The sequence below is a fragment of the Paenibacillus sp. TSM33 genome, assembly GCF_056099025.1.
The window spans coordinates 541,407-558,512 of record NZ_JBLZXB010000010.1; the positions used below are offsets into that span (position 1 = coordinate 541,407).

16 protein-coding genes and 1 riboswitch are annotated in these 17,106 nt (G+C 46.9%); of the genes, 9 read left to right on the plus strand and 7 right to left on the minus strand.

Annotated features, from left to right (window positions below; translation table 11 throughout):
- Positions 1 to 78: 78 nt before the first annotated feature.
- A riboswitch (FMN riboswitch) is annotated at positions 79 to 223 on the minus strand.
- 124 nt (positions 224 to 347) lie between these two features.
- From ACN6NF_RS06310 to ACN6NF_RS06325, 4 genes are all read right to left on the minus strand, one after another.
- Positions 348 to 1,040 (minus strand): ABC transporter permease, encoded by a 693-nt coding sequence (locus ACN6NF_RS06310; protein WP_474316171.1) that lies wholly within the window; start codon positions 1,038 to 1,040, stop codon positions 348 to 350.
- Entirely contained in the window at positions 1,033 to 1,956 is a 924-nt protein-coding gene (locus ACN6NF_RS06315; RefSeq protein WP_474316173.1) for an ABC transporter ATP-binding protein, read from the minus strand. Before ACN6NF_RS06315 ends, ACN6NF_RS06310 begins: the two co-directional genes overlap by 8 nt.
- 102 nt (positions 1,957 to 2,058) lie before the next feature.
- Entirely contained in the window at positions 2,059 to 3,003 is a 945-nt protein-coding gene (locus tag ACN6NF_RS06320; RefSeq protein ID WP_474316176.1) for a sensor histidine kinase, read from the minus strand.
- Between the two features lies 1 nt (position 3,004).
- On the minus strand, positions 3,005 to 3,712 hold the full coding sequence (locus ACN6NF_RS06325; RefSeq protein ID WP_474316178.1) for a response regulator transcription factor: 708 nt from the start codon (positions 3,710 to 3,712) through the stop codon (positions 3,005 to 3,007).
- Positions 3,713 to 3,994: 282 nt separating this feature from the next.
- Between ACN6NF_RS06325 and ACN6NF_RS06330 the strand changes: the two genes are divergently transcribed.
- Together ACN6NF_RS06330 and ACN6NF_RS06335 are read left to right on the plus strand one after the other, a co-directional pair.
- Positions 3,995 to 4,498, plus strand: coding sequence for a DUF6933 domain-containing protein (locus tag ACN6NF_RS06330; RefSeq protein WP_474316181.1), 504 nt, complete (start codon positions 3,995 to 3,997; stop codon positions 4,496 to 4,498).
- A 259-nt stretch (positions 4,499 to 4,757) separates the two neighbouring features.
- Positions 4,758 to 6,389: a formate--tetrahydrofolate ligase gene (locus ACN6NF_RS06335; protein ID WP_474316183.1), complete on the plus strand. Its 1,632-nt coding sequence runs from the start codon at positions 4,758 to 4,760 to the stop codon at positions 6,387 to 6,389.
- Positions 6,390 to 6,416: 27 nt separating this feature from the next.
- Here ACN6NF_RS06335 and ACN6NF_RS06340 read toward each other — a convergent pair whose 3' ends face one another.
- Together ACN6NF_RS06340 and ACN6NF_RS06345 are read right to left on the minus strand one after the other, a co-directional pair.
- Positions 6,417 to 8,138 (minus strand): ABC transporter substrate-binding protein, encoded by a 1,722-nt coding sequence (locus tag ACN6NF_RS06340; protein ID WP_474316185.1) that lies wholly within the window; start codon positions 8,136 to 8,138, stop codon positions 6,417 to 6,419.
- Positions 8,139 to 8,246: 108 nt separating this feature from the next.
- Positions 8,247 to 9,236, minus strand: a complete 990-nt coding sequence (locus ACN6NF_RS06345) for an ABC transporter substrate-binding protein (RefSeq protein ID WP_474316187.1) — start codon at positions 9,234 to 9,236, stop codon at positions 8,247 to 8,249.
- 234 nt (positions 9,237 to 9,470) lie between these two features.
- Here ACN6NF_RS06345 and ACN6NF_RS06350 point away from each other — a divergent pair, with 234 nt between their 5' ends.
- From ACN6NF_RS06350 to ACN6NF_RS06375, 6 genes are all read left to right on the plus strand, one after another.
- Positions 9,471 to 9,761: a LysE family transporter gene (locus ACN6NF_RS06350; protein WP_474316189.1), complete on the plus strand. Its 291-nt coding sequence runs from the start codon at positions 9,471 to 9,473 to the stop codon at positions 9,759 to 9,761.
- A gap of 356 nt (positions 9,762 to 10,117) precedes the next feature.
- Entirely contained in the window at positions 10,118 to 11,395 is a 1,278-nt protein-coding gene (locus ACN6NF_RS06355; protein ID WP_474316191.1) for an outer membrane lipoprotein-sorting protein, read from the plus strand.
- A gap of 269 nt (positions 11,396 to 11,664) precedes the next feature.
- Entirely contained in the window at positions 11,665 to 12,861 is a 1,197-nt protein-coding gene (alr, locus tag ACN6NF_RS06360; RefSeq protein ID WP_474316194.1) for an alanine racemase, read from the plus strand.
- Positions 12,862 to 13,154: 293 nt separating this feature from the next.
- Positions 13,155 to 13,436 carry a CopG family ribbon-helix-helix protein gene (locus ACN6NF_RS06365; RefSeq protein ID WP_007429334.1) on the plus strand — a complete coding sequence of 94 codons (282 nt, stop codon included), beginning with the start codon at positions 13,155 to 13,157 and terminating at the stop codon, positions 13,434 to 13,436.
- 6 nt (positions 13,437 to 13,442) lie between these two features.
- The gene (locus tag ACN6NF_RS06370) at positions 13,443 to 13,793 is read left to right on the plus strand and encodes a type II toxin-antitoxin system PemK/MazF family toxin (protein WP_007429335.1); all 351 of its coding nucleotides are present in this window, start codon (positions 13,443 to 13,445) and stop codon (positions 13,791 to 13,793) included.
- A 178-nt stretch (positions 13,794 to 13,971) separates the two neighbouring features.
- Positions 13,972 to 16,194, plus strand: a complete 2,223-nt coding sequence (locus ACN6NF_RS06375) for a Tex family protein (RefSeq protein ID WP_474316198.1) — start codon at positions 13,972 to 13,974, stop codon at positions 16,192 to 16,194.
- Positions 16,195 to 16,297: 103 nt separating this feature from the next.
- Here the strand turns inward: ACN6NF_RS06375 and cmpA are convergent, their stop codons facing one another.
- Positions 16,298 to 16,432, minus strand: a complete 135-nt coding sequence (cmpA, locus tag ACN6NF_RS06380) for a cortex morphogenetic protein CmpA (RefSeq protein ID WP_016821163.1) — start codon at positions 16,430 to 16,432, stop codon at positions 16,298 to 16,300.
- A 142-nt stretch (positions 16,433 to 16,574) separates the two neighbouring features.
- Here cmpA and ACN6NF_RS06385 point away from each other — a divergent pair, with 142 nt between their 5' ends.
- On the plus strand, positions 16,575 to 17,087 hold the full coding sequence (locus ACN6NF_RS06385; protein WP_474316200.1) for a SprT family protein: 513 nt from the start codon (positions 16,575 to 16,577) through the stop codon (positions 17,085 to 17,087).
- The last annotated feature ends 19 nt before the right edge of the window (positions 17,088 to 17,106 follow it).

Below are 17,106 nucleotides of genomic sequence, written 5' to 3' on the forward strand. Positions count from 1 at the left end.
TTGCCGCTTTATGCAAGTTAAATGAAGTTACTGCAACACCATAGTGCAGTATTCATCGACTTTGCGGCATGTTCATACTTCGATCTTCTTCCATCCGGACTTTACCGTCGGCTTTGGCATCTCACCAAATCAGTCCGTATCCTGTTGCCAGATACAGAGTCGCGGGCTTAGCTCCATGAGCCATACCGCCGGTTGGGAATTTCACCCTACCCCGAAGATCCTTATTCCGTTTTTTAATTTCTCCTATAGAATATACCTGTTTTAGAATGAAGTCTAGTGAAAAATGTGTGTATATCTAACAAGGATTTTCATCTTTTTTTGAAAACGCTCTACTAAAATGCATATTACTAGGCAATATCCTTATACTCAATGCGCCGAATTGCCGCATAAGCCACAAGCATTCCCAGCACAGAGAAGCTGATTTGCACGGGAGCAATGGAGCTAAGTGTAGCGCCGTTATTATTGGAGAAAAGCAAGGCTACAATCAGGATCGAGGTCACAATGGTCGTGGGTACTGAGTATCTTCGCATTCCCATATACAGCGGAACTAATCCCATAAAGCTGGCGGCCACGGCATTGATTAGCGTCCGCGCGGATTGCTCGGCCAGTATGGAAAGAGTAAGCTTATCCGGTACAATTATGACAAATTGGTTGAGTAAATGGATCGCAGCCGTAATGATGATTTCCGATATAACAACAGACAAGAATGTAAACAGCAGCACAATTAAGAGTTTGGCGATCATTAGCTTTTGACGATGAATCGGATACATGAACAAGATTGTAATCGATTTGGACTTAAATTCTCCTACGATAAAACGGCACAGTAGAACGGAGGCAAATACAATAAATGTGGCTCTTACCATATTGTCCATGAGATCGAGAAGCTGAGCGTACTTTGTGAATTCGGGCACTCCTTCATTTTGGCTGTCCAGCGCAATAGTACAGAGCAACCCAAGAATGCAGGCGTTGGCGATCAGTGCTGAACGGATATAACCCGCCAGATGAAGCTTTTTCATCTCCAACTGTATTAATTTAAGCATGGGGCTCACCTCCATGTAACAGACGTAAAAAGTAGTCTTCCAGCGTACTGCTTTTCTGATGAATGGAATCGACCTCTACATCATTTAAGATGAGCGTTTTCGTAATTTGCTTCTGCGGTACACTCATATCGTAAATACGTATACTCTGTTCATTGAGTACCTTTATATTGTTCAGACTCAGATGATGCGAGAGGATGTAAGCCGCTTTTTTACAATCGTTGGTCGTAAATTCGATGTATTCCGTATTGGTATCCCGTACCTGTTCCATCGAAACTTCCTCAATCAGCCGTCCGTGATTAATCACGCCTATCGTGTCCGCAATCTGCTCTATTTCCGCTAAAATATGACTGGACACGAGCAGCGTCATCCCATATTCCTTGCATAGCATGTGGAATAACTGCCGGATTTCCTTGATTCCCACTGGGTCCAGACCATTAATCGGTTCATCCAAAATGAGTAACTCTGGCTTGGTCGCAATAGCTCGGGCAATTCCGAGACGCTGCTTCATCCCCAGTGAAAAGTCTTTTACCGGCTTGTCACCCGCATTCCGCAAGTTCACTAATTCCAGTGCATCCCGGACAGCCTGCTTATTATAATAGCCCATGTATTCACAATGAAGTTCGAGATTTTGCTGAGCCGTCAGTCTGTCATAAAAAATCGGGTATTCAATAATCGAACCCATCCGTCCGAGCAGATGATAAGACTTTGGCGTTAACTTTTCACCAAACAATTCAATCTCACCCGATGTCGGCTTGAGCAGGTTGGTAATCATTTTCATGATCGTTGTCTTGCCCGCTCCATTGGGACCGAGAAAGCCATAGGTTTCCCCCTTGCGCACATTCATACTGACCCCTGCTATAATTTCATTGCCCTTCATGGCTTTGGTCAGCTGATGTGTACGTACTATGTAAGTCATGGGTGTTCTCCCTTCGTATGCTGTTGATAATTCAAGAATAAAGGGCGAAATGTTCATTTTTCTTTCGTAATTCTTACAAATTTATTAAGTTGAGCAGTTCGCTTAATAGTTGATTTTCTTCAAGGTAAAAGAGAAGACAGTCTGCTCATAAGGTTTGCTGGTCAATTGCATTTCTCCGTTCATGCATTCAACCAGGCGCTTGGCAATCGTAAGGCCCAGTCCACTGCCCTGTACCGCCTTATTACGGGAATCCTCAAGTGTGTACATGCGTTCAAAAACCTTATCCTGCTCCGGCTCCTGTATGCCTTTTCCACGATCCCACACCTCTATACGCACCGTATCCTGCTGTTCTGACAGAGTTAGGCCTAGCGTTCGACCCTCTGCTCCGTAGCGAAGGGCATTCGAAATTAGATTGCTCAGCACCCGCCCAATGGCTCCTTCGTTCCCCAAGGCATGAATGGGATGCTCCGGGATATCAATATGTACCGTAAAACCCTGAGCCGTCAGCAGATCATAAAACTCCAAAATGCTGCGTCTGCACAGTTCTCCTATCTCCAATCGAGTCAATGGAATGTCCGTGTCGTTGGCTTCCAGCTTCGCCAAACTAAAAAAGTTTCCGATTAGCTCAATCGCTTCGCTTGTCTTTTGATGAATTCTGGATAGCAGCTTTATACGTTCTTCTGGCAAAATATCCGTATCACCATCCAGCATCTCGGCATAACCAAGCACAACCGTTAGCGGGGTCTTGAGATCGTGGGAAATGTTCGAAATCATTTTACGCATAGCGATTTGGCTTCGGTTGTAATCGGCTGATACTCTCAGATTTAAGTCTAGTAGTCGGTTAATTTCCGTCATGAGTCGTTGCAGTTCAACGTCACCTGTGACATACAGCAGCTTTTCGGCATGATTCACGGTCACGATCCGCTCTAGGGAGGTTCGGATATCCCTTAGTTTGTGCTTATAGGCTACACGTTCCCGCCAAAGCCATATGATAACGACTGACATTATGAGGACGACAATCCATACGGAAATGATTTCGATGTTCATATCAACCATTCTCCCATTTGTAGCCGATGCCCCACAGCGTCTTAATGTGCACAGGATGGGAGGGATCTTCTTCAATTTTCTCACGCAGGCGACGAATATGGACGTTAATCACGTTCTCATCACCCATATAATCGTCCTTCCAAATAAATCCGTATAATTGAGCTTTCGTAAATACCCGATTCGGATTGGATGCAAACAGCTTCAGAATATCGGATTCTTTGGCTGTTAGCTGAATTTCATTTCCATCCCGCATGACTGTAAAATGATCAAAATCAATGCGCAAATTTCCATAGGTCAACACTTGTGCTTGTGGCTGTTCCTCCTGCTGTTGCAGACGGGCATAGGTAGTCGATCGGCGGATCGCGGACTGAATACGAGCCGTCATTTCGAGCATTGAAAAAGGTTTGGCAACATAATCGTCTGCCCCGAAGCCCAGTCCAAGCGCTTTATCCACATCGCTGTCCTTAGCCGACATAATCAAAATCGGCACGGCACTACGGGTACGAATTTGTCGGATCACCTCCATACCATCGACCTTCGGCATCATCAGATCCACGAGTACCAGGTCGTAAGTGTGACGTTCAAAGGCAATAAGTCCTTCTTCTCCGTCATAGGCGGTAGTTAAATTGTAGCCCTCCTTGGTGAGTGCTTTGAGCAGCATTTCAGCAATGGATAGATCGTCTTCAATAAGTAAAATATGCTGTGACATAGGTGTGGAACACCCCTAATTTTTAGATTAAGCCCGTGTGACGAACTGTACCTGAATTATATAGAGCAGTGGAGGGGATTTCCATACAAAATATCCAACGAATTTGAATAGGGGGATTTTCGAAGGAAGGTTAAAGGGGTGTTTTTCCCAACCTCTCCAAAATAGTCTATAATCGGATGTTTGGTATACGGTGTTATAATTTCCGGGGCAAGCCTAGTGTGAGAAATTAGGTATGTCAGATCACGAGCTACGGTACAGGACCGTCAATAAAGGAGAGCAATGATGTTTGTTATACGGGGAACACAAAAACTGCTGAAGGAATGGGAGACTGAACCACTTCAAGTTGATATTTATCCGCCTTTGAATAGTTGGCATGCCAGCTTGTTTTTACTGAACCGGAGAAAAAATATTGTGTTTATGCATGATATTTCCCGCTTAAGCGTCACGCTGTTTGGGATTAAAAAATCGCAGTACAAAAACCTGCCGTCTCTTTTTGTACAAACCTTGAAGGAATTAATGATCAGCGAAGGGTTTGATGATCAGATCGTTAAGGCATACATACAGGAAGGCGAGCAGATGCTGGCGACTACGGCGAATAGACATAGTGTGATGGTAACCTTAGATGAGATTATATTTATTATGAAGGAACTGGACATGGAGCATGGGTGCGAGCTGGAAAAGAACCAGTGGAATAACCGGATTGTGTTTAAAACGGATCAATACAAGTACCCGATTGACGTTTTTAAAGAACTGCTGGAAAAGCATTATAAAGTGGAGAGTAGTTGAGAGTATAGCTGCTTACATATGGATAATTTGTTGTTCTAAGCTGTCCTGATTTCTAAAGGATTTCTTCTGATTAGGACATGCCAAAAGAGTATCCTCAAAGTTCATGTAGGCAGGGGATGTTTTTTTTATAACTCACAGGATAGTCATGCTTGCGATGAAATGAATCATAGCGCAATAAACCGTACACTTTGGTAGAATAAAATGATAAACGGTTCGACACCATGGTCAGACTTATAAAACGGGGGGTACATAACGAAGGATGAAGAGGATTGTTGATGTTGCCAAAGAAGCAGGAATTGAAGAAGAGCATCTGGAGACGTATGGCAAATATAAAGCGAAGCTGAATCCATCTCTGTGGGAGCAGTTAAAGGATCGCCCAAATGGAAAGCTGGTGCTGGTTACGGCGATGAATCCCACTCCGGCTGGAGAAGGAAAAACGCTGACAACCATCGGGCTGGCACAGGCACTAAATGCGATGGGGCATAAAACCGTTGCTGCGCTGCGTGAGCCGTCCCTTGGACCTTGCTTTGGAATGAAAGGGGGAGCCGCCGGGGGAGGACAGGCCCAGATTGTTCCGGCGGAAGACATTAATCTGCATTTTACAGGGGATATACATGCGATTTCGGCAGCACATAATTTGCTGGCAGCGATGATTGATAACCATTTATTCCATGGAAATGCTTTGCGGCTGAAGCCAGACCGAATCGTGTGGAAACGGGCTGTCGATATGAATGACCGGAGCTTGCGAAGTATTGTGACCGGATTGGGTACAGGGAATGGAGCGGTAAGAGAAAGCGGCTTTCTGATTACCTCGGCATCGGAAGTCATGGCGGTGCTATGCTTAAGTGAAAATATGGACGATCTTAAAGTACGGTTGGGTCGGATGGTGATTGGATATAACGAATCCGGTGAAGCGGTAACAGCAGAGGAGCTGCACGCGGTGGAAGGAATGGCTGTGCTGCTTCGTGAAGCATTAAAGCCTAATCTAGTGCAGACGTTGGAAGGCACTCCGGTTATTGTGCATGGTGGACCTTTTGCTAATATTGCCCATGGATGTAGCAGTCTGATCGGTACAAAGCTGGCGTTGAAACTGGGAGAGATCGTTGTCACAGAGGCGGGATTTGGGGCTGAGCTGGGAGCGGAAAAGTTTTTTGACATCAAGTGCCGCCAGTCCGGCTTGCAGCCGGATGCGGCTGTGCTGGTTGTAACCGCCAAAGCGCTGAAATATAACGGCGGTGTAGCTAAACATGAGCTGGATGCGGAAAATTTGGAGCAATTGCAACTCGGATTAGCCAATATGAGCCGACATGTACGGAATTTGCAAAAGTTTGGTGTGCCTGTATTGGTAGCGATTAACCATTTTGTAACAGATAGCGAAGCCGAGTTGGATTTGATTTTCTCGGAATGCCGCAAGCTGGGTGTACCCGCAGAGCTTTCACAAGTATGGGCGCAGGGAAGCCAAGGGGGAGAAAAATTGGCCCAAAGTCTGCTGAACTTACTTCAGGAGGATAAAGCCCATTTTGCCCCGCTATATGATCATACGCTTGATTTGCAAGCGAAAATTAGTGTCATTGCCAAGGAGGTTTACGGTGCGGCAGAGGTGGCTTACACGCCTGCGGCCAAACGGGCGTTGGCTGGTATGGAGCAGCTTGGTTTTGGACAACTGCCTGTATGTATGGCCAAAACGCCGTATTCTTTCTCAGATCAACCTTCCTTGCTAGGTGCGCCGGAGGGGTTCACCATTCACGTGTCCAGCGTATCATTGTCCGCAGGCGCAGGCTTTGTAGTCGTGGAAACAGGTAATACCATGACGATGCCAGGATTGCCCAAATCTCCAGCAGCTGAGCATATGTCGCTGGAGGCAGATGGGACTATTCAAGGACTCATGTAGCTTTTGAAAAATAGCAGCATTTCAGCATCAATGAACGAGCAGTTTGGGCAGTGCAGTGAGCAGCTTTTGCCGAGTCATAGCATCGCTCCAGTTCCAGCGGTCTGCTTCTACGAAATATACCTGGCCTTGACGCACAGCAGGGAGGCTGTGCCAGAGAGGGCTGTTGAGCATGCATTCCAGCGTATATTTGGAGTCTGGTGCTGTAGGGACGAGCATAAAAATGCGGTCGCCAGCGTAATTAGGCAGTTCGTTCGGATTAATTTCTGTGAAGCCCAGTCCCTCATCAAGCATCTTTTGGATTGGCTCGACAGGCTGGAAGCCGTGCGGGTGGTAGAGGGCCGATGAGAATCCGGACATGCCCATGACAAAGAGCCGATCGCCATGGTCGAAGATAAAAACAGAGGCGGTTTCTCCGGCTATGATATGCGTGCTGAGCTGCTGCCACATCGCCAGATTACGAGCGGTGAAGGTCGTTAACCAGCGTTCAGCCTCTTGTTCCTTATCGAGCCAGGCGCCAAGTGTACGCAGTCGTTCCTCCAGGGCGGCAAAGGAGTTGAAAGTGACGGTGGGCGCGATGCTTGCAATACGCTCATATTCCTGTTCATCCGAGTTGGCGATGATAATCAGATCAGGATCAAGAGCGCTGGTCAAGCGGGTATCTAGCGGAAGTCCCACGTCAGTTACGTTCTTAAGACGATGCTTATAGACGCTGTATTTACTGAGCCGCAGGCTTCCGCCGATGGCTGTGGCTCCTAACGCGAGCAAATCGCCCATCGTTTCTCCGTGATAGATAATGCGGCTCGCTCGACGAGGGATATGAATATGGTGGCCTGTCCAATCCTTAACGCACACAGAACCGGGAGTGGAAAGCGCATATTTACCCGGCGGAACCCCGGTCATTTGCCTAAAACGCCGATTAAAATAATATTCGTCAGAGAAACCCACCTGACGGGCAATTTCACGTAAAGGCCGTTTGCATTCCAGCAGCAGCCGCTTGGCATGGTTCAAGCGCAGCTCAGTGAGGTAATGCAACGGCTTTTTGCCCGTTATTTTGCGAAACAACTGGGAGTATTGCCATATGGAAACATTGGCCTGTTCGGCAAGCTGCTTGACAGTAATAGGCTTTTCATAGTGGTTTTCCATATATGCAAGGGTGCTTTCCACCGATGCAGGCAATGTCGGATTAGAGCCATCGTTATGCTTAATAGGGACGTGGGCTTCCTGCCACAGTAAGAGCAGCTCTTGAAACATGATTTGCTGACGCAATGCAGAGGTTTGTCTATGCGGCTGCATTGTTTGTTGGGTGCTATAAAATAACTCTTCGGCCAACTGAATAGGCTTGGAGGAAGAGGAGACGATGTATTCACGCGGTTCTGGCAGGACAGATCCATGATATATGGATGGCATACCCGTTGCGTTTTCAACCAAGGTCGCGTCCGATTGTGGCTCCACCGGCATTATAATGACCTTGAACGTGATTTTGTAGTATTCAGGAACAGTTCCATCCAAGGGAGCGATGCGATAGGATTCGCCAGGAGTTAACCAATACCCGTGACCTGTATGGAATACGTATTGTTCTTGACCCACATCCACCCTACCAGCCCCGCCGATGAACATAAGCAGACAGTGATCGGAATTTGATTGAGATATTAGTCCAACGGTAGGCTCGCTAACCAACACAATTCCCTTAAAATGAAAAAGCAGTGAGTTGGGTGCAGGTGAATTTACAGACGACGAAGGCTGATTCACGGTGTAAAGCTCCTTTTATTGAGAATGGTTATCATATATGCATAAGTATACCTCCTTTAGGTTCAACAAAAAAGAAGCCTATCAAAAAGACGATAGGCCTCTCCAATCTTATTTTATGAGCTTAGGCAATTCCTCCAGCAGCCATTCCCGAGTAGAAGCATCACTTTCGGTTTTGCCAATGTCCTGCATGTACACATGTCCCTGCTTGACAGCAGGGAGCTGAAGCCACAGCTTGCTTTTCATTAATCGTTCGGTGGATTGCTGGGCTTCTGAGCTTGGAGTGCTTAGTATGAATATCCGGTCTCCAGCGTATTGTCCGATTACTTCCTGTGATAATTGCACGAATCCTTTGTCCTCATCCAGCGCTTTCTGAATAAGAGGAGTAGGCTTGAGACCGTTCTCTTCATATAGTATCTGTGACAGGCCTGTCCGTGCCATGACGAACAAACGGTCACCGGGATAGTAGGTAAAGACCGAAGCTGTTTCACCAGGCTTAACACCTTGCGCATGAAGTTTGGTCCACATCTCTGCTTCCTTGATTTTATACTGGGCAAGCCAGTCCTCAGCAGCCTTTTTCTTGTTCACAATGTCTCCGAGATGTTGCAAACGCTCGTTCAGCGGAGCGAAGGTATCAAACATAATTGTAGGTGCAATTTTCGTTAACGCTGCGTATTGTTTTTCGTCCGTATCGGCGGTGATGATTAGGTCTGGTTGTAGAGCCAATGTTTTTTCTAAATCAATGGGAAATCCTAGGTCCGATACATTCTGAACTTTTTTCTCATATATCTTTCCCTCGATCATAGAAGTCGATGTACCAACAGCCTGTACGCCTAAAACCAATAGATCCCCATAGTTTTCTCCGAAGTAAGCTATGCGCCCAGGAGTCGTGGGAATGTTTACTGTATGTCCCTTATAGTCTGTGTAGGCACGAGTTGTGGCAGCTTCCGAGGTTGTAGATGCTGTTGTGTTGCTGCTTGCAGTCTGCTTATCAGATGCGCCGCATCCTAGCAGCAATGCAGCCATAAGAGAGAATAGGCAGATCAGAGCAGTGTATTGTCGAGCAGATTTTTTGTTAATCGTAGAGTTCTTGTTGATCATAGCAACCTCCGTATAATAGAATGATTCAGAGTATTGAAAATGAGAATTATTATCACAAAAGCAATGATAAGCGCTGGAACCTCAATACTCAATGGACAAACTTGGTCAATGAATCCGTTTTTGTACAAAATAAGTCTCATCTGTTTTAAGCTCATACAGGCTTCAACATTTTATTGATTTGTTCTTTTTTATAGTATGGAATAACGTTTTTATATATTTGAAAGGGGTTTTGAAATGGCATTGTTTATTACATATGTTTTACTAGGTTTCTCCATAGCATTACCTGTAGGTACCATTACGGTTGAAATGACGAAGCAAGGGCTAAAGAATGGATTCATGCATGGATGGATTGTGGGGCTAGGGGGAATGACCATCGATTTGTTATTAATTATTGGTTTATATTTTGGTCTGGCCTCGGTCTTATCCTTACCTGTTGTACAGGTAATCATGTGGCTCGTTGGAGCCATATTTCTGTGCTACTGGGGTACGACAGCATTAAAAATGCGGATCATGATATTGCGCTAGAAGGAGAGAAAAAGACGAAATCATTATTTTCTTCCTATAACAAGTCAATTTTTGATTGTTGGCTTAGGTATTTTGTTTGGTATTCTTATTCATGATTTAGGTTTGATGACCCTCGTAGCGACAACACGAAAAGCCATGAACCGAACCGCCATCAAGTGGGTTACAATTTGTGCCGGTATGGTTTTGATTGGTTTTTCAGTTTATTTCTTGTATGAATTTATGATCAGTCTCCAAAAGATTTTATAGCATTACACAAGGATACGCTCAAGCTTGTCATGCCAGTCTGCATAAATCGAACAAGTCCTTCATAGACATGTACTAATTCATTTAAAACATGTGCTGAAGGGGTTGATGACATGCGCCGGATTTCATGGATGCTTGCCATGGTCATGTGTGTAACGTTGCTGCTGGCCGGGTGCGGCAAGAAGAGCGCAGATGATGTGGTTAAAGATTTGAGTGACGTGGTGAGCGACCTGAACAGCTACCACGGTACAGCTTTAATGACGCTGCATACCGGCGACACGCCGCAGGAATACAAGGTGGATATTTCCTATCGCAAGCCGTCCTATTACCGAATTGCCATGACAAACGAGAAAAAAGATGTTACGCAAATTGTGCTTCGTAATGATGAGGGTGTATTTGTACTGACCCCCAGCCTGAACAAAAGCTTCCGTTTCAAGAGCGACTGGCCAAACAATCAGGGTCAGGTATATTTATATGAGACGCTGGTTCGCAGCATTATCGGTGATGCCTCCCGTCAGTTGGCTACTGACGATAAATCGTATGTGTTTGATGTGGCCGCGAACTACAACAGCCATGCGCTGGTAAGGCAAAAGATTTGGCTATCCAAAAACAACTATGCCCCTACTCAGGTACAGGTATCTGATGCAAATGCCAAGGTGGTTGTCGATCTGAAATTCGATCAATTCGCTTTTGATACGAAGTTTGACAAGGATTCTTTTGATATGGAGCGGAACATGGCTTCAGGAAAAACGAGTGCGGGTACCGAAAGATCGTCATCTTCAGGTGCAGTGGATTCCAGCGCGCCGCTTGATTCTTCCGGTGCAATAGATGGAACGACTGGCGTGACGTCCAGTGAAGCCGGACAAGAGCAGGGAACCGCAGGGAACGAAGCCCAGCAACCATCAGGTGAAGCGAAGGTGGATGGAACTGCCACAGATGATACGTCCAAGCCACAAGCAGCAGCTAACGCAGAGGCGCAGCAACAAGCACCGGGCACAGCGGATGCTGCAACTGGAACGTCAGCGGGAACGGATGCCGCAGAAGCTGTGATGGGTGAATTTGGCTTGATTGAACCGTCCTACACGCCAGCCGGAGTACAGATCAAGGATACGCCGGAGCTGGAGGATAATGGTACACATGCAGTGATGCTGCGGTATAGCGGAACGTATAACTATACCATTGTAGAGGCGCGTCCAAAAGATCGGGCAGTCGCACTTTCCGCAGGCGAACTGGTTGATATTGGAGGAAGCTTTGCCGTGCTGACAGGAAGTGAACAGCAGACGATGACCTGGATGAATGATGGAATAGAGTTCAGAATCACCAGTGCTGACCTGCCTGTGAGCGAAATGATACAAATTGCCGCTTCTATACAGGATCAATCGGGTAAATAAAATTTTATAGACGGATGCAGACGGTCTAGAGTGTAAAATGTGCTCTGCTACCGCCCGTATCCGTCTTTTGTTCATTCGCAGTCTAAGATGTGCATCGCTTGTATATCCTGTTCTATTGTAGAGATGGTAGAGGAGGCTGGTAAAGTCCCCCTGCCATTGACAGCCACGTCTCTGAACATTACCATTAACCTTTGGAAGCAAGGATTTTGCTACACTCGAATGGTAAAAGGTTACGTTACAGGCTAACAATTGAAGAAGGTGACTGGATTTTGCAAGCACAATACAGATCGACCCGGGCCGAAATCAACCTGGATCACCTTGGCGCCAACTATGAAGCCTTTCGCAAGGTATTGCCTGCGGATAAGCTTATGCTGGTCTGTGTCAAGGCTAATGCCTACGGACACGGTGCCGTAGAAATTTCAAAGGAAATGGAACGCCTTGGTGCGGATTATTTGAGCGTCGCTTTTCTGGATGAGGCTCTGGAGCTTCGTCATGCGGGGGTTGGACTGCCGATCCTTGTACTCGGCTATACCTCACCTGAAGCTGTCCAAACGGCTTGGGAGCATGATATCTCATTGACTGTGTTTAGTGAGGAAGTGCTGGAGGGTATCCGCAGACTGGACCGCCAAGGAAGCGAACGCAAGTTGAAGGTGCACATCAAAATAGACAGCGGCATGGGAAGACTCGGTTTGCTGCCTGGAGAAGCGGCCGTGGCTTTTGTCCGGCAGGCTCACGAATTAGAGCAGGTGCTGCTGGAAGGCATGTACACCCATTTTGCCCGCGCGGATGAAGAAGATAAAAGCTATACACTGCTTCAATATGATCGGTTTCGGGGCGTGGCGGATGCGCTAAGGGAACAAGGTATTACTTTTCCCATTATACATACGGGCAACAGCGCAGCCACCATTGATACCCCTTCCCTTTCCCCCAATATGGTGCGGATTGGCATCAGTATATACGGTCTGTATCCGTCTGATGAGGTTAACCGGCAAGTCATTGAACTGTTGCCTGTGTTGTCATTGAAGACAGCAGTGGTTTATACCAAGACTCTTCCTCCCGGCTGGGGAGTTAGTTATGGCACCCGGTATGTGACCTCTAATGAAGAGCGGATCGGCACACTGCCAATTGGTTATGCGGATGGATACTCCCGTATGCTAAGTGGGAAGGTCGAAGTGTTGATACGCGGTCGTCGCGTCCCTGTACTCGGTACGATCTGCATGGACCAGTGTATGGTATCCTTACAATCTTTCGCAGAGGATGCGGAAGAAATCCAAACCGGCGAAGAGGTTGTTCTCATCGGCCAGCAGTCCGGCGAAATCATTGCGGCGGATGAGCTGGCATCCAAGCTTGGTACGATCCACTACGAGGTGATCTGCATGATCGCAGACAGGGTTCCGCGTGTTTACATGCGAGATCATGTTCCTGTCGTTCGGGTGAACTCGCTTCTTCCAACCCGCTGGAATTAATTTCATAACGCAAATTACCGGATAAAAGCAGGAGTTTTCGTAGAACGTCCCGAAATATGTACAAAGGAAAGAAAAGAGCGCTATAACTGTCAAAAGACGCATTAGGCTCCGCTGACACTTGTATTTCGGGGATCAAACGCCTGTACGAAAACGAACTGCGTAGTTTATAATGGAATGCAGCATAGATGATATACGAATATCATATACATTCTCTTATATTCCGTTTGAATAAATTACCGGGAATAACGTTATAATGGTACAATGGCGACAAGGTTTTGGGGGTGGAAGAGAAGTTGGCCAATTTGCAGAACACCAAAAGAATAATGATCAGTTTGCCAGATCATCTCTTGCAGGAAGTGGACGGGATCGTAGCTATGGAAAATTCCAACCGCAGTGAATTTATCAGGCAGGCAATGAAGCTTTATGTAGGTGAACGTAAAAAACGTTACATTCGTGAAGCTATGCAGCGTGGATACATGGAAATGGCTAAAATTAACCTGACCATGGCATCCGAAGCCTTTCACGCGGAGGAAGATGCAAACAGCACCTTGGGCCGTACAGTTAGCGGGGTGTAATCCATATTGATCGTAAAGCGCGGCGACGTTTTTTTTGCAGACCTTTCACCCGTAGTCGGTTCCGAGCAAGGTGGCGTCAGACCTGTGCTGATCATTCAAAATGATATCGGCAATCGGTTTAGCCCTACCGTGATCGTAGCAGCCATCACTGCACAGATTCAGAAGGCAAAGCTGCCTACACACGTGGAAATCGACGCGGCGACGCATGGCTTTGATCGTGATTCTGTTGTTCTTCTGGAGCAAATCCGGACAATCGACAAGCAAAGGCTTACCGACAAAATTACCCATTTGGATGAAGAAACCATGCGCAAAGTGAGCGATTCGCTACAGATCAGTCTCGGTTTGATTGATTTTTAGTATGATGGAACGACGAGTGAAACGGGAAAGGACAGCGCTCTAGCGCTGTCCTTTTGCATGTCCGAAGAAAAATACTGGTAGGGCTTGCTTTTACGTCACCTGCTGGCGCTTTGAATCATTTTTTGTGATAATAAAAGACATGATGTATGACAAGAGCTGTGAGGAAGAAGGGATAAGTTTGTCTAACGAGGAAATGAAGACGGAAATTGGGCAGGAGCCGAACGAAGCAGAACGCCAAGAACGGATTGTCAAACAAGTGGCGAGAGAGCTGTCGCTGGCACTCAAGCAAATCCGGACAACGATCAGTTTATTGGATGAAGGAAATACAATTCCTTTTATCGCGCGTTATCGTAAGGAAATGACAGGAGAGCTGGATGAAAATCAGCTGCGTGAAATTGAAGATCGTGTGCTGTATTTACGTAATCTGGAGGATCGTAAGGTAGAGGTCATCCGCATTATTGATGAACAGGGCAAGCTGACTGAAGAGCTGCAGGCAGCTATCACCTCTGCGGTTAAACTTCAGGAAGTGGAGGATCTGTACCGTCCATATCGGCAAAAACGTAAGACTCGTGCCAGTGTGGCAAAGGAACGGGGCTTGGAGCCGCTGTCCATCTGGATTTGGGGTCAGCCGAAGCAGGGGGATGCTTTGAAAGAAGCTGAATCCTATGTGAATGCTGAACTGGGAGTCGAAACCCCTGAGGCAGCCATCCAGGGAGCCATGGATATTTTGGCCGAAAATATAGCTGATGATGCGGCTATTCGCCAATGGGTGCGTCGATACACGCTGGATCATGGAATGTTGACCTCTGAAGCGAAGGACACCGAGCAAGAGTCTGTGTATGAGAATTACTACAGCTATCGTGAGCTAGCTAAGAAAATGCCACCGCACCGTATTCTGGCGATTAATCGCGGGGAGCGGGAAGGCATTCTTAAGGTTGGACTAGAGGTAGCGCCAGATTCTATCTACAAATATGTGGCAGGTCAAGTGATTAAAGGATCGTCTGTGGTGGAAGACCTGCTGCGCAGTGTCATTGAGGATGCGTATAAAAGACTTATCGCGCCATCCATCGAACGTGAAGTGCGCGCTGAAATGACAGAGAAGGGCGAGCAGCAGGCCATCTCTATCTTTGCAGGCAATTTGCGCAGCCTGTTGCTACAGGCTCCGATCAAGGGCCGTCGCGTGCTTGGAGTCGATCCGGCCTATCGGACAGGCTGCAAGCTGGCGGTTGTCGATGATACAGGCAAGCTGCTGGAAGTGGCTGTCACGTATCCAACACCGCCGAACAACAAGAAGCGTGAGGCTGCTGAAACGTTCAAGCAGCTCATTGCCAAATATGGCATCGAGTTGATTGTCATTGGTAACGGAACCGCCTCACGCGAGACAGAGCAATTCGTAGCCGAAGTCATCGCGGATATCGGTGATAACAGCCTCGCGTATCTGATCGTCAATGAGGCAGGTGCGAGCGTATACTCTGCCTCTAAGCTGGCACAGGAAGAATTTCCTGATTTGGACGTAGCTGAGCGCAGTGCGGCGTCCATCGCGCGTCGTGTGCAGGACCCGCTGGCTGAGCTGGTCAAGATTGAACCGAAGGCTATTGGTGTAGGTCAATACCAGCATGATGTGTCGCAGAAACATCTGGATGAGAGCTTGAAGGACGTTGTGGAATCGGCTGTTAACCATGTCGGTGTGGATGTGAACACGGCTTCCTCGGCCCTGTTGTCTTACGTAGCAGGGATCAACACGACCATTGCTAAAAACATCGTGAAGTACCGTGAGGAAAACGGTAAATTCAGCAACCGTCGTCAGCTGCAGAAGGTGCCGCGTCTTGGTGCAAAAACCTACGAGCAATCCGTTGGCTTTATCCGTATACCGGGTGGAGAAAATCCACTTGATCGCACACCGATTCACCCTGAATCGTATGCTGTCGTAGACCGTCTGTTGGCGGAGCTGGGTATCAGTGCCCATGATCTGGGTTCAAAAGTTGCAACAGAAGCGTTGAATGTGTCTAATATTGAGCAGTTGGCTGCGAAGCTGGAAGTTGGTGTGCCAACATTGCGGGATATTTTGGACAGCCTCCAGCGACCAGGTCGTGACCCGCGCGACGAGCTGCCATTGCCTGTATTCCGCAAGGATGTGTTGAAGATCGAGGATCTGGCACCGGGTATGGAACTACAGGGAACTGTTCGCAATGTCATTGATTTCGGTGCGTTTGTTGATATCGGTATTAAGAGTGATGGATTGGTTCATATTTCACAGCTACGCAGTGGTTTTGTTAAGCATCCGATGGATGTTGTATCTGTTGGTGATAACGTAACCGTGTGGGTGTTGAATGTTGATTTGAAAAAAGGCAGGGTAGGTCTGACTATGAAACCTCCCGCAGATGCGCAGTCACAGGCATAGTGCCTTAATAAAGCTGTATAACCTTTTGTGAGGGTATAAAAAAAGCCGGAATCTCCGAATCATATCGGAGACTCCGGTTTTCCATTTCTGGATGTTTCTGCTTCTACCCGTTGTTGGCATCAAATTCTATACCAGGTGCTTTATGATAAAAAAACCAACAATCGTTCAACAGTTTGATTTGGCGTCGGTCCTTCTTGTAAAAGGCCCGCATAAGCTGGTTGCTGAGCCATTGAGGCAAGCCGATCTCCTCCTCTGCGTTACATCTGTATGTTTAGCATATGGGGTGGATACCTAAAGTGTGCTTATGAACCAGGGTTAGACTTCGGCCGTCATTTTATAATATGCTTGTCAGTATGAAGCAAAGGAGGGAAACCATAAGGATGGAGTCCGAGTCTCTGAGCAATTCAATGAATCCTTCCATGAGTAATAAAGAACTTCAAGAATGGGTAGAGCGCATCTCGCTGGAGAGTTTTGGCGTGCCGTTTCAACATCAAGCCACCTTTAACTCGCGCCTGTCTACCACAGGCGGCCGGTATTTTATGAAAAGCCATCATATTGAAATTAATCCACATCAACTCGCGGCTTATGGGTGTTCTGAGGTGGAAAAAATTATAAAGCATGAGCTGTGCCATTATCATTTGCATCTGCGCGGAATGGGGTATCAGCATCGTGATGCTGATTTCAAAGCATGGCTGGCTCGCGTAGGAGGAAGTAGGCATTGTCAGACTCTACCGGGAAGGGTGGGAAGAAAGCCTCAGCCTTATCGTTACAAGCTAGTGTGCGTTTCCTGTCAACACGAGTATTTGCGCAAGCGTAAAATGAACCCGCAGCGATATCGCTGTGGAAAATGTGGAGGTAAACTTCGTTTGTTGGCACTTGACGAAACCCCCTGATTCATGGTAAATTAACCAT

Bases quoted from the DNA above. Each gene is read 5' to 3' on its own strand.
- ACN6NF_RS06320 (WP_474316176.1), bottom strand. From the start codon at position 3,003: ATGAACATCGAAATCATTTCCGTATGGATTGTCGTCCTCATAATGTCA.
- ACN6NF_RS06355 (WP_474316191.1), top strand. From the start codon at position 10,118: ATGCGCCGGATTTCATGGATGCTTGCCATGGTCATGTGTGTAACGTTG.
- ACN6NF_RS06325 (WP_474316178.1), bottom strand. From the start codon at position 3,712: ATGTCACAGCATATTTTACTTATTGAAGACGATCTATCCATTGCTGAA.
- ACN6NF_RS06335 (WP_474316183.1), top strand. From the start codon at position 4,758: ATGAAGAGGATTGTTGATGTTGCCAAAGAAGCAGGAATTGAAGAAGAG.
- ACN6NF_RS06345 (WP_474316187.1), bottom strand. From the start codon at position 9,236: ATGATCAACAAGAACTCTACGATTAACAAAAAATCTGCTCGACAATAC.
- ACN6NF_RS06350 (WP_474316189.1), top strand. From the start codon at position 9,471: ATGGCATTGTTTATTACATATGTTTTACTAGGTTTCTCCATAGCATTA.
- ACN6NF_RS06310 (WP_474316171.1), bottom strand. From the start codon at position 1,040: ATGCTTAAATTAATACAGTTGGAGATGAAAAAGCTTCATCTGGCGGGT.
- ACN6NF_RS06330 (WP_474316181.1), top strand. From the start codon at position 3,995: ATGTTTGTTATACGGGGAACACAAAAACTGCTGAAGGAATGGGAGACT.
- ACN6NF_RS06315 (WP_474316173.1), bottom strand. From the start codon at position 1,956: ATGACTTACATAGTACGTACACATCAGCTGACCAAAGCCATGAAGGGC.
- ACN6NF_RS06385 (WP_474316200.1), top strand. From the start codon at position 16,575: ATGGAGTCCGAGTCTCTGAGCAATTCAATGAATCCTTCCATGAGTAAT.